Annotated in this window: 12 protein-coding genes; 7 read left to right on the top strand and 5 right to left on the bottom strand. The window is 71.5% G+C overall.

The genetic code is table 11. From position 1 onward, the window contains the following. Positions 1–168 precede the first annotated feature (168 nt). Together ACWDLG_RS38285 and ACWDLG_RS38280 are read left to right on the top strand one after the other, a co-directional pair. Positions 169–1,344: a sensor histidine kinase gene (locus tag ACWDLG_RS38285; protein ID WP_449929470.1), complete on the top strand. Its 1,176-nt coding sequence runs from the start codon at positions 169–171 to the stop codon at positions 1,342–1,344. A gap of 35 nt (positions 1,345–1,379) precedes the next feature. Next, complete coding sequence (locus ACWDLG_RS38280; RefSeq protein ID WP_449929468.1) at positions 1,380–2,369, top strand: hypothetical protein; 990 nt, start codon at positions 1,380–1,382, stop codon at positions 2,367–2,369. Here ACWDLG_RS38280 and ACWDLG_RS38275 read toward each other — a convergent pair. Then, the gene (locus ACWDLG_RS38275; RefSeq protein WP_449929466.1) at positions 2,277–2,888 is read right to left on the bottom strand and encodes a VC0807 family protein; all 612 of its coding nucleotides are present in this window, start codon (positions 2,886–2,888) and stop codon (positions 2,277–2,279) included. The genes ACWDLG_RS38280 and ACWDLG_RS38275 overlap by 93 nt on opposite strands. Positions 2,889–3,136: 248 nt before the next feature. Next, positions 3,137–3,793, bottom strand: a complete 657-nt coding sequence (leuE, locus tag ACWDLG_RS38270) for a leucine efflux protein LeuE (RefSeq protein ID WP_449929464.1) — start codon at positions 3,791–3,793, stop codon at positions 3,137–3,139. Between the two features lie 195 nt (positions 3,794–3,988). On the opposite strand from leuE, the gene ACWDLG_RS38265 reads away from it, so the two are divergent. The 3 genes from ACWDLG_RS38265 to ACWDLG_RS38255 all read left to right on the top strand — a co-directional run bounded on the left by ACWDLG_RS38265 (position 3,989) and on the right by ACWDLG_RS38255 (position 9,879). Beyond that, positions 3,989–4,477, top strand: coding sequence for a MarR family winged helix-turn-helix transcriptional regulator (locus ACWDLG_RS38265; protein WP_354920241.1), 489 nt, complete (start codon positions 3,989–3,991; stop codon positions 4,475–4,477). A 151-nt stretch (positions 4,478–4,628) separates the two neighbouring features. After that, positions 4,629–6,683: a cellulase family glycosylhydrolase gene (locus tag ACWDLG_RS38260; RefSeq protein ID WP_449929462.1), complete on the top strand. Its 2,055-nt coding sequence runs from the start codon at positions 4,629–4,631 to the stop codon at positions 6,681–6,683. Positions 6,684–6,795: 112 nt separating this feature from the next. Then, a complete protein-coding gene (locus ACWDLG_RS38255; protein WP_449929460.1) occupies positions 6,796–9,879 on the top strand; it encodes a BTAD domain-containing putative transcriptional regulator in 3,084 nt (1,027 codons plus the stop codon). On the opposite strand, the gene ACWDLG_RS38250 is transcribed toward ACWDLG_RS38255, so the two are convergent. The 3 genes from ACWDLG_RS38250 to ACWDLG_RS38240 all read right to left on the bottom strand — a co-directional run bounded on the left by ACWDLG_RS38250 (position 9,858) and on the right by ACWDLG_RS38240 (position 12,039). After that, a complete protein-coding gene (locus ACWDLG_RS38250; protein WP_449929458.1) occupies positions 9,858–10,607 on the bottom strand; it encodes an ABC transporter permease in 750 nt (249 codons plus the stop codon). The two genes, ACWDLG_RS38255 and ACWDLG_RS38250, sit on opposite strands and share 22 nt — an antisense overlap. Beyond that, a complete protein-coding gene (locus tag ACWDLG_RS38245; protein ID WP_449929456.1) occupies positions 10,604–11,497 on the bottom strand; it encodes an ATP-binding cassette domain-containing protein in 894 nt (297 codons plus the stop codon). The genes ACWDLG_RS38250 and ACWDLG_RS38245 overlap by 4 nt, the downstream gene beginning before the upstream one ends. A gap of 65 nt (positions 11,498–11,562) precedes the next feature. Beyond that, entirely contained in the window at positions 11,563–12,039 is a 477-nt protein-coding gene (locus ACWDLG_RS38240) for an Lrp/AsnC family transcriptional regulator (RefSeq protein WP_354920256.1), read from the bottom strand. A 91-nt stretch (positions 12,040–12,130) separates the two neighbouring features. Between ACWDLG_RS38240 and ACWDLG_RS38235 the strand changes: the two genes are divergently transcribed. Both ACWDLG_RS38235 and ACWDLG_RS38230 read left to right on the top strand, forming a co-directional pair. Next, entirely contained in the window at positions 12,131–12,802 is a 672-nt protein-coding gene (locus ACWDLG_RS38235; RefSeq protein WP_449929453.1) for a nitroreductase family protein, read from the top strand. 76 nt (positions 12,803–12,878) lie between these two features. Then, positions 12,879–14,705, top strand: a complete 1,827-nt coding sequence (locus tag ACWDLG_RS38230; RefSeq protein WP_449929451.1) for a M14 family metallopeptidase — start codon at positions 12,879–12,881, stop codon at positions 14,703–14,705. Positions 14,706–14,884 lie beyond the last annotated feature (179 nt).

The following is a 14,884-nucleotide window of genomic DNA, read 5'->3' as shown; positions in this document are numbered from 1 at the left end:
CCCCTACTTTCGTCATGTCCCTCGATCCAACTCGGGAAGGAGACCTCGCACACTGGTGTGAGGGTGGAGATCGACGGTGAGGCTGGCACCACCATCTCCGGTAGGCTGGGCGATACCCCGACTTTCGGCAGAGGTGCCGCCAGGGCCCGGCCCGATAGCGTCTCCCGCATGCGCCGCACGCCCCGCCACCTGCTCCACGACGTGCTCCTGTGGCTCGTCATGTCCGTCCTGGCCGCCGCCGCGGGACCCGACCCCTTCGCCGACCCCGGCCGCTTCCTCGCGGTGACGGGCGGGCGCGTGCTGCTTCTGGCCCTGGCGATCGCGGTGGGCCGGCCGTGGCCGCTCGCCGCGGTCGTGATCCTGCTGCCGGTGGGACCCTGGCAGTTCGACGAGGGCCTGGCCACCGCCGACTGGGACTTCAGCAGGGGGCAGGCCACCGGCGACCAGCTGTGGCCGCTGTCGCTGGTCGCGGTGAAGATCTTCCCGCTCACGCCGACCACGCCGGCCGTGATCTGGTACGCCTACCTGACCGGGCGCAGGACCGCGCGCGCCTGGCCGGCCGTGGCCGTTCTCGGCGCGGCCACCGTCGTCGGCTCGGGCGTCGTGCTGGCGCAGGGCGGCCAGCCGCGGCTGTGGGTCACGATGGTGTCCGGGCTCGCCGGCTTCTACGTCCTGCCGTACCTGCTGGGGGCGCTGCGGCGGCGGCTGGTGCACCAGCGGGCGCGGGCCGGCGAGGCCGCGGCGGCGCAGGCCAGGATGCGTGAGCGAGCCCGCATCGCGCACGAGATGCACGACTCGCTCGGGCACGACCTGGCCCTCATCGCGGTGCGCGCGGCGGGCCTCGAGATCGCGCCTGGACTCGCTCCGGCGCAGGCCAAGGCCGCGGGGGAGTTGCGGGTGGCGGCGGCGGAGGCCACGGAACGGCTGAGGCAGATCGTGGGGCTGCTGCGCGAGGACATCGACCCCGCCCCGCTCGCGCCCGTCGACGAGGACGTCGCCGCCCTGGTCGAGCGGGCCAGGGGCTCGGGGATGGAGGTCATGGCGGAGATCGCGCCGGGTCCCGTGCCCGCGCTGGCGCACCGGGTGGTCCAGGAGGGCCTGACCAACGCCGCCAAGCACGCCCCCGGCGCGTGGGTGCGGGTCTCGGTCGCGCCCGGGCGGATCTCGGTGTGCAACGGCCCCTCCCGCGGCCGGCCCACCGCGGTCCCGGGCGGCATGGGCCTCACCGGACTGCGCGAGCGCGTCCGGCTGGCCGGCGGCACGATGACGGCGGGCCCGGCCGGCGAGGGCTTCGAACTGGTCGTCGTCCCTCGCGCGGGGGAGGGGGATCCCCGCGTCGCGTGAGGCCGGGGGTGCCGCCGCTGGGCAGATTGGGCGGCATGGACGTTCCCCGCGCAGGAATCGGCAGGATCACCGCCGCGATCGTCGCGATGGCCGCGACCCTGCCCTACCTCACCATCAAGATCCTCTGGCTGACGGGCCGCCCGGTCGGCGTGGTCGACCTTTCGCTGATGGACTCGGGCGCGATGACCGGGCTCAACGCCATGACCTTCGGCATGGACCTGGTCGGCCTGTGCCTCGCGCTCGCCTTCACCACGCGGTGGGGGATGCGCCTGCCGGCGTGGCTGGTGCTGCTGCCCATCTGGGTCGGCACCGCCCTGCTGTCCAAGATCGTCGTCGCGCTGCCGCTGACCCTGCTGATCGAGGGACCGGGCGCCTTCCACGGCGGCCCGATGGTGGAGGGCTGGGTCTACCTGATGGTCTACGGCGGTTTCTCGCTGCAGGGCGTGGGGCTCACCGTCGCCTTCGCCCTCTACGCCCGCGCCAGGTGGCCGTGGGCCTTCCGGTACGGCAGGGCGCGGACGGCCGTGGCGTTCCAGCACGTCGTGGGCCGCGGCGGCCTGCTGGTGGCGCTGGTCGTCGGCGCCGTGGACGTGTACTGGGCCTGCGGCGGCACCGCCGGACTCGACCCCGCTGTGACGGCCGCGCGGAACCTGCCGGGAAGCGTCGTGCAGGCTCTCGGCGGAGCGCTCGTCATCGCCGGCGCCGCCGGTTACCTGGCCCTGCTGCGCGGGCACGCGTGGTGGTCGACGGCCGTGGCGTGGCTGGGCAGCGGCTACCTGTTCGCCTGGGGCCTCTACGAGATGATCATCATGGTGACCGCGGGCCCGCTGGCCGCCGAGGTGCCGATGGTCGCGCCCCATCTGGTGACGCTGTTCGCCATGCTGACCGGCCTGACGTTGGGGCTCGGTGGCGCGTTCCTGCTGATCGAGAAGTCAGGCGGGGGCGTGGCTGAGGCGGCGCAGCACCCGCTTGAAGGTCCACAACGAGAAGGTGATCGCGAACCCGCTGATAGCGGCCACCGCTGAGGTGCGCAGCAGCATGTAGGCGCCGATGGACTCGTTGAGGAAGAGCCAGATGCTCACGGTGGAGTTGGCCATCAGCACGAACGCCCACAGCAGCGTGATCCTGGCGAAGAACCTGCGCATCCGCTCGTGCTTCAGCACCGCCTGCGGCAGGTGGATGTAGTCGAGGGTGAGCTTCTGGACCATCGGCCTGTTCAGCCTGACCGAGGCGAGGAAGATCATGCTGATGCAGATGGTTCCGAACTCGGGCGTCAGGAAGAAGACGGCGTTGTTGCCGGTCCACAGCGCGACCAGGGCCCGCGCGGTGATCGCGACCGCGGCCAGGAACATGGTCGCGGGCACCCGTACCTTCCTGACGAGCCGCCATCCCACGCCGAGGTAGACCCACGACACCGCCGCGATCAGCGCGCCATTCTCGCCCAGGATCATGAGGGCGGTGTAGAAGACGGCGAGCGGAGCGACGACTCCTTCGAGCAGGCGGGGGATCGCCTGCCTGGCCAGGGCGGTCAGACGTGGCAGCACGACAGGGGGATGGTTCAACTCTGCTCCGTAGGTCGGCCCACGAGCAGCGCCTACCCCTGGCTGGCGGGATCAGGCATCGTCGGACGCTGTCGTCGGGTTGCGGGACGGATTACCCCGGCGCGCAGGGGCGCGCCGCTGGCTTACCGTACCTGACGTCCGGGAGTGCCACTGTCAGATTGTGCACATTCGGCACTTGCTGATCTTGCCGTGGCCATATGTCGCATCTGTCATGGTTTGTGGGGAAACGATTACCCCAGGCTGGCCGTGGCGAGCTTGGCGCCGAAGCCGAGGAACAGCGCGCCGACCCCCGAGGTGAGGGTGGCCGACAGCTTCCGCCTGGCGCGGAACTGCCCGGCCAGGAAGGTCCCGCCGAAGATCAGCGCCGACAGGTAGAGCGCGCTGAACAGCTGGATGATCGCCCCCAGGATGAGGAACGGCACCGCGGGCGTGCCGTACGAGGGGTCCACGAACTGGATGAAGAAGGAGACGAAGAACAGGATCGCCTTCGGGTTCAGCAGGCTGATCGTCAGCGCCTTGCGGAAGGGGTTCGGTCCGCGCTCGTCCACCAGCACGGCGACCGGGACGTGAGCCGGGTCGGCGGAGCGCCACGCCTTCCACGCGCCCCTGATCATCTGGAGGCCGATCCACGCCAGGTAGCCCGCGCCCAGGTACTTCACGACCGTGAACAGCACCGGATTCGAGCGCAGCAGCGACGCCGCGCCCGCCGCCGCGAGCACCATGAGGACGGTGTCGCCGACGAAGACGCCCATCGCCGCCTTGTAGCCCTCACGCACGCCGCGCTGGGCGGCGAGGGCGAGCACGTAGAGCGAGTTGGGGCCGGGCAGCAGGATGATGAAGAAGGCTCCCGCCACATATGTCCAGAGATCGGTCACACCGAAGAACATGGTCGCTCCTGCTCAAATGGGTCATTTCACAGTAGCGTGTCGCGTCTCCCGGCCGGTTTCAGAGCGGCCGGTACCGCAGGCCGCCGGGCGCCTGGCGGCGTCCCGGCGCCCCGTCCAGACACCGGTACGGCAGGACCGCCGGGGCCCGGTCTCCCGCCGGGCGGACGGCGCCGCCGATGGCCATAGGGTCTGACCATGAGCAGTGAGCAGGACGCGATCGACGTCATCCTCACCCAGTGGCGGCGCGAGCGTCCGGACCTCGACCTGTCGGCGATGGGCGTCTTCGGCCGCCTCGGCCAGGCGTCGCGGCTGGTGGAGTCGGCCGTGGAGGAGGTCTTCCGGCGCCACGGCCTGCGACCGGGCGAGTTCGACGTGCTGGCGGCGCTGCGCCGGTCGGGCCCGCCGTACACGCTGATGCCGTCGGAGCTGTCGGACGTGCTGATGATGTCGCGGGCGGGCATGACCAACCGCATCGACCGGCTGGAGGCGGCGGGGCTGGTCGAGCGCAGCCTCGACCCCGCCGACCGGCGCAGCTTCCGCGTCTCGCTCACCGAGCGGGGCCGCGAGGTCATCGACGCCACCCTCACCGAGCACGCGGCCAACCTGGCGCGGCTGGCCGCCCGGCTCACCGAGCAGGAGGCCGGCACGCTCGACGCCATCCTGCGCGGCATGCTGCGCGCCTAACGCGGCCCTGCGCGTGGCGCATCGGACTTATCTCGTCAAGGCCGTCAGCGTTCCTGTCTGATGCCTGTCAATTTGGGCCTTGTGCCTGGGAGTGGTCAGACCTATTCTCCGATTGATCGTTAGTTAAGTTTCCTAATAAACCGGAGGGGCGATGCTCCGACCCGTCCGCTTCCTCGCGCTCACCGCCGTCCTCACCACCTGCCTGGCCGCGCCCGCCCTGGCCCAGGCGCCCTCCCGCCTCGAGGCGGAGAACGCGACCGTCTCCCAAGGGGCGGTCGAGTCCAACCACGCGGGCTTCAGCGGCACCGGCTTCGTCAACTACGACAACGTCCAGGGCTCCTACGTTGAGTTCACCGTGAACGCCGCCGCGGCGGGCACCGCCTCGATCGTGCTCCGCTACGCCAACGGCACCACCACCGACCGGCCGATGGCCGTCGCGGTCAACGGGACCAGCGTGACCAAGAACTTCCCCGGCACGGGAGCCTGGTCCACCTGGGCCTCGACGACCGTCACGGCGCCGGTGCACGCGGGCGCCAACACCGTCCGCGCCACCGCCACGACCGCCAACGGCGGGCCCAACCTCGACTACGCCGAGATCGACGTGGCCGCCCCGTCGAACGAGTACCAGGCGGAGAACGCGGTCATCTCGCAGGGCGTCGTGGACACCAAGCACGCCGGGTACACCGGCACCGGCTTCGTGGACTACACCAACGTCGCGGGTTCCTACGTCGAGTTCACGGTCAACGCCGCCGCGGCCGGGAACGCGGCGCTGACCTTCCGCTACGCCAACGGCACCACCACCGGCCGGCCGATGGCCATCGCGGTCAACGGGACCGGCGTGACCAAGGACTTCCCCGGCACGGGCGCGTGGAGCACATGGGCGGAGACCACCGTCACCGCGGCGCTGAACGCGGGCGCCAACACCGTCCGCGCCACCGCCACGACCGCCAACGGCGGACCGAACCTCGACAGGCTGACGGTCTCGGCCGCGGGCCCGCCCGACACCGAGAGCCCCTCCGTTCCCGGCAACCCGCGGGCGACGGCCACCACCTCCAGCTCCGTCACGCTGGCGTGGGACGCCTCGGCCGACAACAGCGGGACGATCAAGGACTACCGGGTCTACGAGGGGTCGACGCTGAAGGCGACCGTCGGCGGCACGTCGGCCACGATCACCGGCCTGGCACCGTCGTCCACCCACACCTACACCGTGACCGCCCGTGATCCGTCGGACAACGAGTCGGGCAGGAGCGCCGCGGTCACCGCCACCACGCAGCCGGGCGGCACCGGCACGCCGGTGGAGGCCAACGGCCGGCTCCAGGTGTGCGGGGTACGGCTGTGCAACGAGCGCGGCGAGCAGATCCAGCTGCGCGGCATGAGCTCGCACGGCCTGCAGTGGTACTCGCAGTGCCTCAACACCGCCTCGCTGGACGCGCTGGCCACCGACTGGAAGGCCGACGTCCTGCGGATCTCGATGTACATCCAGGAGGGCGGCTACGAGACCAATCCGCGGCTGTTCACCGACCGGGTGCACAACCTGATCGAGATGGCCACGGCGCGCGGGATGTACGCGATCGTGGACTGGCACATGCTCAGCCCCGGCGATCCGACGGTGAACCTGAGCAGGGCCAAGACCTTCTTCACCGAGATCGCGCAGCGGCACAACGGCAAGAACAACCTGCTGTACGAGATCGCCAACGAGCCGAACGGCGTGTCGTGGTCGACGATCAGGAACTACGCCCACCAGTTGATCCCGGTGATCAGGCAGCACGATCCGGAGACCCCGATCCTCGTGGGGACCCGCGCGTGGTCGTCGCTCGGCGTCTCGGACGGGGCCGACGAGAGCGAGGTCGTCAACAACCCGGTCAACGCGACCAACATCATGTACACCTTCCACTTCTACGCCGCCTCCCACGGCTCGGAGTACCTGAACGCGCTGTCGCGGGCGGCCGACCGGATCCCGATGTTCGTCACGGAGTTCGGCACGCAGACGGCCTCGGGTGACGGCTCGAACAACTTCACCCGGTCGCAGCAGTACATCGACCTGATGGCGCAGAAGAAGATCAGCTGGGTGAACTGGAACTACTCCGACGACTCGCGCTCGGGTGCCGTCTTCACCTCGGGCACCTGCCCGAACGGCCCGTTCGCGGGTACCTCCAGGCTCAAGCCGGCGGGGGTGTGGGTGCGCGAGAGGGTGCGCGCCGACTAGGGAGACGGGTATTTACCTATAAAACCCACTGAGTTACTCTGAATTAGCCGGTATCGAGGGCTCGCGCGGCTGGGGTGGCTGCGCGGGCCCTTCCGGACGGCAAGATGTGCGTATGCGTGTGGCGATTCTCGGTCCGCTGGAGGTCGAGGGACCTGAAGGGCCGATCGAGATCGGCGGTGCCAGGGTCAGGGCCCTGCTGGCGCTGCTCGCGCTGGAGGAGGGACGGCTGGTCACCGCCGACCGGCTGATCGACGCGCTGTGGCCGGGCGAACCGCCCGCCAACGCGGCCAACGCCCTCCAGACGCTGGTCAAGCGGCTGCGCGCGGCGCTCAGGCCGTACGAGGCGGTGGAGAGCAGACCGGGCGGCTACCGGCTGACCGCGCGGGTGGACGTGCGCCGCTTCCACGACCTGGTGGCCGCCGGCGAGCTGGAGGCGGCGCTGAAGTTGTGGCGCGGGCCCGCGCTGGCCGACCTGGCCACGGTGCCGCACCTGGCCAACGTGGCGGCGGCGCTGGAGGAGGACAGGCTCGCCGCGGTCGAGACCAGGTCCGAGGCGCGCCTGGCGGCGGGGCTGCCCGTGGACCTGGCGGCGGAGGTGGCCGCCCACCCGCTGCGCGAACGGCTGTGCGCGATCGCCGTGCGCGCCATGGCCGCCGCCGGGCGGCAGGCCGACGCGCTGGCGCTCTTCGAGCGCACCAGGGCGCGCCTGGCCGACGAGCTGGGCGTCGATCCCGGCCCCGAGCTGCGCGCCGCCCATCTGGCGGTGGTGTCGGGGGACCTCCCTGCGGCCCTCCCGGCCGGCCGGCCTCCTGTCCAGCCCGCCGGCCAGCCCACCGTACGGCATCGCCGCCCGGGCGTGAAACGCCCGCTGACCAGCTTCATCGGCCGCGAGGAGGAGCTGGAGGAGCTGACCGGGCTGCTGGCGACCTCGAGAATGGTCTCCATCGTCGGCCCCGGCGGCGCCGGCAAGACCAGGCTGGCGACGGAGGCGGCACTGCTGGCCGAGGAGGCGTGGCTGGTCGAGCTGGCGGCCGTCACCGACCCGGCCGACGTGCCCGGCGCCGTGCTCGACGCGCTCGACCTGCGCGGCACCGACCGGCCTGCGCTGGGCGCGGCGGAGAAGGTCAGCCCGGCCGACCGGCTGGTGGGCGCGCTCGCCGGCCGCAAGGCGCTCATCGTGCTCGACAACTGCGAGCACCTCGTGGCGGCGGCGGCCGTGCTGGCCGAACGGCTCCTGATCGAGTGTCCAGGCCTGAGGGTGCTGGCCACCAGCAGGGAGCCGCTCGGCGTGCAGGGGGAACGGCTGGCGGCCATCCCGCCGCTCGAGCTGCCGCCCGAGGGGGCGCAGCCGGGCGTGGCGGCGGCGTCTCCGGCGGTGCGGCTCCTGCTCGACCGGGCCAGCGGCGTCAGGCTCGACGAGCGGAACGTGGCCGCGATCGTGGCCATCTGCCGCAGGCTCGACGGGATGCCGCTGGCGATCGAGCTGGCCGCGGCCAGGCTGCGCACGATGACGCCCGTCCAGCTGGCCGACCGGCTCGACGACAGGTTCAGGCTGCTGACCGGCGGCAGCAGGACGGCGCTGCCCCGGCAGCAGACGTTGCGCGCGGTGGTCGAGTGGAGCTGGGACCTGCTGACCGAGGAGGAACGGGCGCTGGCCGAGAGCTTCGCGGTGTTCCCGGGCGGAGCCACGCTGGAGGCGGTCGAGGCCGTGTGCGGGGCGGGGATCGAGGTGCTCGGCGCGCTGGTGGACAAGTCGCTGGTCAGGATGGACGCCCAGGGCCGTTACACGATGCTGGAGACGATCAGGGCCTACGCCATGGACGGCGGCCGGCAGCCGCGCAGGGCGCACGCCGTCCACTTCGCGGAGCTGGCCGAGGCGGCGGTGCCGCACCTGCGCACGGCCGAGCAGCTGGTGTGGATCGAGCGGCTGGCCGCCGAACGCGACAACCACGCGGCGGCGTTGCGCTGGGCGCTCGACACCGGCGAGGTGGAGCTGGCGCTGCGCCTGTGCGGGGCGCTGACCTGGTACTGGTGGCTGTGCGGCTACCGGGCCGAGGGCGAGGCGTGGGCCACGCAGGTGATCGAGCTGGCCGAGCGGGCGGGCGACGGCCCGCCGCCGGGGCTGGCGGCCGCCTACGCCGCCTGCACCTTCGGTGTCGGCACCCGGTTCATCGGGCGGCTGCTGAACGAGCCCGACGCGCTGGGGCGGATCCTGGACGACCTGGAGCGGGTGATCGTCCTGGCTCGCGCGGAGGGCCCCGTCCATCCGATGCTGTGGCTGGGCAGGGCCGTGCTGGCCGCGATGACGCGGCAGGAGGAGCGCCTGGCCGAGCTGCTGGACGAGTACGTCGCGGCCGAGGACCCGTGGCTGTCGAGCGCCGCGCTGATGATCAGGGGCGGCTGGCGGTCGGCCCACCCGCTGGCGGAGGACGATCTGGAGCGGGCGGTCGCCGGGTTCAGGCGGGTCGGTGACCGGTGGGGCCTGAGCGAGTCGCTGCTGACGCTGGCCGGGGCGCGGGTCATTCGCGGCAAGCCGGCCGCCGAGCTGATCGCGGAGGCGGGGGCGCTCACCGTGGGATGGGTGAGCGTCGAGGACACGATCACCACGCTCACCACGGTGGCGCTGCTGCGCGCCCAGGGCGGCGACGCGGAGGGCGGCGCCGCCGACCTGGCCAGGGCCAGGGCGGTCGTCTCGGGTGAGACGTCGCAGCAGGTGCTGCTGCACCTGCGGCTCGGCGAGGCCGAGCTGGCGCGGCTGGCCGGGGACGGAGCGGCGGCGCTGGCACGCTACGAGGAACTTCTCGCCGCGCTGCCCGCGATGAGCGACGTGCTGCCGCAGCAGGTGAGCTGGGCGCGCACCTCCTACGGCAGGGCGCTGCTGGAGGCGGGCGACCCGCAGGGCGCCCGGGAGCAACTGCGGCTGGCGGTGGAGACCTTCGGGGCGGCGCCGGACCTGCCGATCCTGGCCGCCGCGCTCGCCGGTTTCGCCCAGGTGGCGCTGGCCGACGGCGACGCCGAGCGGGCCGCCGTCCTGCTCGGCGGGGCGAGCGCCGTCCACGGCGGTGTCGGCGGAGGGGGCGCCGAGATGGCCAGAACCGCCGCCGACACGCGTGCCGCGCTCGGTGACACGGCCTTCGAGGCGGCGTTCGGGCGCGGCGGGCGCATGTCCCGTGATCAGCTGACCCGCCTGGCGTAGGCGCGCAGCGCCAGCGGCACGAACACCGCGGCGATGGCGGCGGCCCAGCCGAGGGTGAACCACACGTCGGCGGCCTGCGTGCCGCCGACCATCAACCCGCGCAGCGCGGACGCCAGGTGCGAGACGGGGTTGACGTTCATCCACCACACCAGCCAGCCGGGCAGGCCGGTGGCCGGGATGAAGGCGGTGCTGCCGAAGGTGAGCGGGAGCAGGACGGCGCTGGCCATGCTCTGCATCGTGGTCACGGACTTCGTCACCAGCCCCAGGTAGGCCGACGCCCAGCTCAGCGCGAAGGCGAACAGCACCATCAGCCCGACGGCGGCCAGCGCCTCCAGCGGGCCGGTCCGGATCCTGAAGCCCACGACGTAGCCGATCAGCAGGGACATCATGATGGTGACCATGAGTGTGGCCAGGTCGGCCAGGATCCGGCCGGCGAGCGGCGCGGCCCTGGCGATCGGCATCGTCCTGAACCGGTCGAACACCCCGTTGCCGATGTCGGTGGCCAGGTTCATGCCGGTGCCGATGGTGGTGATCAGCGCCACCTGGGTGAGGACTCCGGGCAGCATGTACTGCACCGCGCCCGCCCTGTCGCCGCCCGAGCCGCCGAACAGGTAGACGAACACCACGATCATGAAGATCGGCTGCATCAGCAGGCCGGCGAGCTGGCCGGGGCTGTTCCTCAGCGGGACGAGGCTGCGCCAGGCGAGGGTGAGGCTCTGCGAGATCACTTCGATGCTCCTGTCAGGCTGAGGAAGACGTCGTCGAGGGAGGGCAGGCGCAACGCGTGCTCGGCGAGCACGATGCCCGCCTCGTCGAGCTTCCTGAGCAGCGCGGGCGCCTCGGCCAGGTCGTGGACGGGCACGCTGAGGCCGCCCATGATCGCGGTGATCCGCTCCGCGTCGGGCTCGTGCAGCGGCCTGACCTCCAGGCGGTGCCCGCCCGCCTTGGCCTTGAGCTCGCCGGGGGTGCCGGAGGCGGCCACGCGGCCACCGTCGATCAGCAGGATGTCGTCGGCGAGCTGGTCGGCCTCGTCCAGGTACTGCGTCGTCAGCAGCACGGTCACGCCGTCGGCGACCAGCTCCCTGACCACCTGCCACAGCTCGTTGCGGGCGTGGGGGTCGAGCCCGGTGGTGGGCTCGTCGAGGAAGAGCACGCGGGGGCGGCTGACCAGGCTGGCGGCCAGGTCCAGGCGGCGGCGCATGCCGCCGGAGTACCCGCCGGCCTTCCTGCCGCCGGCCTCGCTCAGCCCGAACCTGTCCAGCAGCTCGGCGGCCCTGGCCCTGGCTGCGTCGCGGGGCAGGCCGAGCAGGCGGCCCATCATCACCAGGTTCTGCGTGCCGGTCAGCTGCTCGTCGACCGAGGCGTACTGCCCGGTCAGCCCGATCAGCTCGCGCACCCGCGCGGCCTGGGCGCGCACGTCGAACCCGCCGACCGTGGCCCGGCCCGCGTCGGCGGCCTGGAGGGTGGCGAGGATGCGCACGGCCGTGGTCTTGCCCGCGCCGTTCGGGCCGAGGACGCCGAGCACCGTCCCGGTCCTGGCGCGCAGGTCGATCCCGGCCAGGGCCACCTTGTCGCCGTATCTCTTGACCAGCCCTTCGGCTTCGATCGCATACGTCATGCCCGCTACGGTGCCGCCGGCCGCTGGCAGTGCTCTGGCAGGTGCCTGGCAGGCGGCCTGTCAGGTCAGTCCGGGATGCCTGCCAGCGGGTGGACCCGGTGCGCGACGACCTCGGACAGCGTGATGACGGTCGTGCTGCGCCGTACGCCCGGGATGGTCAGCATGCCGTCGATCACCCGCTGGACGTGCTCGTTGTCGCGCCCGGCGATGCGGCACCAGACATCGCCGGGGCCGGTGACGATGTAGGCCTCCAGCAGCTCGGGGATGGCGTGCAGGGCGGAGGAGATGTGCTCGCGGGCGGCCTGCTCGACCTCCAGGGTGGTGAAGGCCTGCACCGGATAGCCGAGCGCGGTGGGGGAGAGGGCCGGGCCGAAGCCGCTGATCACGCCGTCGGCGGCCATCCGGTCGAGCCGCGCCTGCACGGTGCCGCGCGCCACGCCTGCCAGGCGGGCGATCTCCAGCAGGCCGGTGCGCGGGCGGTCCCGCACCAGGCGCAGGATGAGCAGGTCGAGATCGTCGAGTCCGGTACGGCGTGCTGGCAATCTGGCTCCTTGGCGGGCCTTTGGCTGACTTTTCGCCAGGATAGAGGGCGCGGTGTTGTCATCATCGTCACCGCTGCGGACACTGCGGTCCATGGAGCACAGGTATCCGTTCGTCCCCTACGCGGCCGACCGTCTCGACGAGGCGGAGATGGTGCGCCGGGGCCGTGCCTTCTACGAGCACGTCGACCGGCGGCGCAGCGTGCGCTTCTTCAGCGCCGAACCCGTGCCGAGGGAGTGCGTCGAGCTGGCCGTCATGGCCGCCAACACCGCTCCGTCCGGCGCCCACCAGCAGCCGTGGAAGTTCGTGCTGATCGGCGACCCCGCGACCAAACGGCGGATCCGGCAGGCGGCCGAGGTCGAGGAGCGCCAGAACTACGAGGGCGGCAGGCTGACCCCCGAGTGGCGGCAGGCGCTGGCGCCGCTCGGGACGACCTCCGACAAGGGCTACCTCGAGGTGGTGCCGTGGATCGTGGTGTGCTTCGCCGAGAAGTACGGCGTGCGCGCCGACGGCAGCAGGGTGAAGCACTACTACGTCAACGAGAGCGTGGGCATCGCCTGCGGCCTGTTCATCACCGCGCTGCACACCATGGGCCTGTCGACGCTGACGCACACGCCCAACCCGATGGCCTTCCTCAGCGAGATCTGCGCGCGACCGGGCAACGAGCGGCCCTACATCCTGTTCCCCGTCGGCCACGCCGCGCCCGACGCGGAGGTGCCCGACCTGCGGCGGAAGCCGTTGGACGAGGCGCTGGTCCGCTTCTGAAAATTTGGGCCTTTTCCGGTTGTGCGAGCTTCTTCACTCTCGGTGCAGACGCCCGTCAAGCCTGAGGAGGCTGAAGGTGAGAAGTCGATTAGTCATCCTGCTGTCCGTTCTGGCCCTGATCTGCCTGACCGGCGTGACAGGGGCAGGGGCGAGCGCGGAACCGCCGCCCAACAAGCAGTACAGGGTGCAGGGGCCGGCCGACGCACGGGAGCGCAGCGCCGTGGCATCCACGGGCGCGGCGATCAACGAGGTGGCCGCCGACTCGGTGGTGGTGAGCGCGACCGCGGACGAGGTCGCCGCGATCAAACGGCTCGGCTACCGGGTCGTGGAGCTGCCGTCCCCGTTACCCCCGTCCGGTGTGCGGGCCGCTGACTTCCCTCCGTCCGACTCCGGCTACCACAACTACGCGGAGATGACCGCGGACGTGGACGCGCTGGTGGCCGCGCATCCGGCGATCGCCGGCAAGTTCGTCTACGGCACCTCCTACGAGGGCAGGCCGCTGATCGGCGTCAAGATCAGTGACAACGTGGGCTCCGACGAGGCCGAGACCGAGGTGCTCTTCACCGCCCACCAGCACGCCCGTGAGCACCTCACGGTCGAGATGGCGCTGTACATCATGCACCTGCTCGCCGAGGGCTACGGCACCGACTCGCGCATCACCGACCTGGTCAACACCCGCGAGATCTGGATCATGCCGGACCTCAACCCCGACGGCGGCGAGTACGACATCGCCACCGGCTCCTACCGGTCGTGGCGCAAGAACCGGCAGCCCAACTCCGGCTCCACGGCGATCGGCACCGACATGAACCGCAACTGGGGCTACAACTGGGGCTGCTGCGGCGGCTCGTCCGGTTCCCCCTCCAGCGACACCTACCGCGGCGCGTCGGCCGAGTCCACTCCCGAGGTGCGGGCGGTGGCCGACTGGGTGCGCGGCCGCGTCGTCGGCGGCGTGCAGCAGATCAAGTCGCACATCGACTGGCACACCTACAGCGAGCTGATCCTGTGGCCCTACGGCTACACCTTCAACGACACCGCGCCCGGCCTGACGCAGGACGACAGGGACGCGCACGCCACGCTCGGCCAGAACATGGCCTCCACCAACAGCTACACCCCCGAACAGGCCAGCGACCTCTACATCACCGACGGCACGATCGACGACTGGCTGTGGGGCGTCTACAAGATCTTCAGCTTCACGTTCGAGATGTACCCGACGGGGGCGAGCCCCGGCTTCTACCCGCCTGACGAGCAGATCGTCCCGCAGACCACACGCAACAAGGAGGCCGTGCTCCGCTTCCTCGAGTACTCCGACTGCGTCTACCGGATCATCGGCAAGGAGGCCCAGTACTGCGGCACGGGCGGCGGGACCACGATCTACTCCGACACCTTCGAGAGCGCGACGGGCTGGACGGCGAACCCGGCCGGCACCGACACCGCGACGACCGGCCGGTGGGAGCGCGGCGACCCCGCGGCGACCACCTCCTCCGGCGCCAAGCAGCTCGGCACCACGGTCAGCGGCGTCAACGACCTGGTGACGGGGCCTCTGGCGGGCACGTCGGCGGGTGACTACGACATCGACGGCGGCGTGACCACCATCCAGTCGCCACCGATCACGTTGCCGGCCTCGGGCACGCTCAACCTGTCGCTGTCGTGGTACCTGGCGCACGGCTCGAACTCCTCCACCGCCGACTACTTCAGGGTGCGGGTGGTCGGCTCCACCACGACCACGGTCGTCAACCAGCAGGGCGCGGCCACCAACAGGAACGGCGCGTGGACGGTGGCGACCGCCAACCTGAGCTCGCACGCGGGCCAGACGGTCAGGATCGTCGTCGACGCGGCGGACGCCTCCACCGCCTCCCTGGTCGAGGCGGGCGTCGACGATGTGAAGATCACTCACACGCCGTAGCCGAAACCCGGTCACAGTCCCACCCCTTCCGGCTTCCTCGCAGGCCGGGAGGGGTGGTTTTTTGGGTCTTGTAAGGGATCGGTGTCAAGGCTACGATCGCGACAACTCTTAGGAAACTTTCCTAAAAGAAATCATGAAAGACGCCCCACGGACCCTCGCACACCCCCACCCCCCACACC

The organism is Nonomuraea sp. NPDC003727 (assembly GCF_053586935.1).
This window is presented reverse-complemented; position numbering and strand designations above follow the sequence as displayed.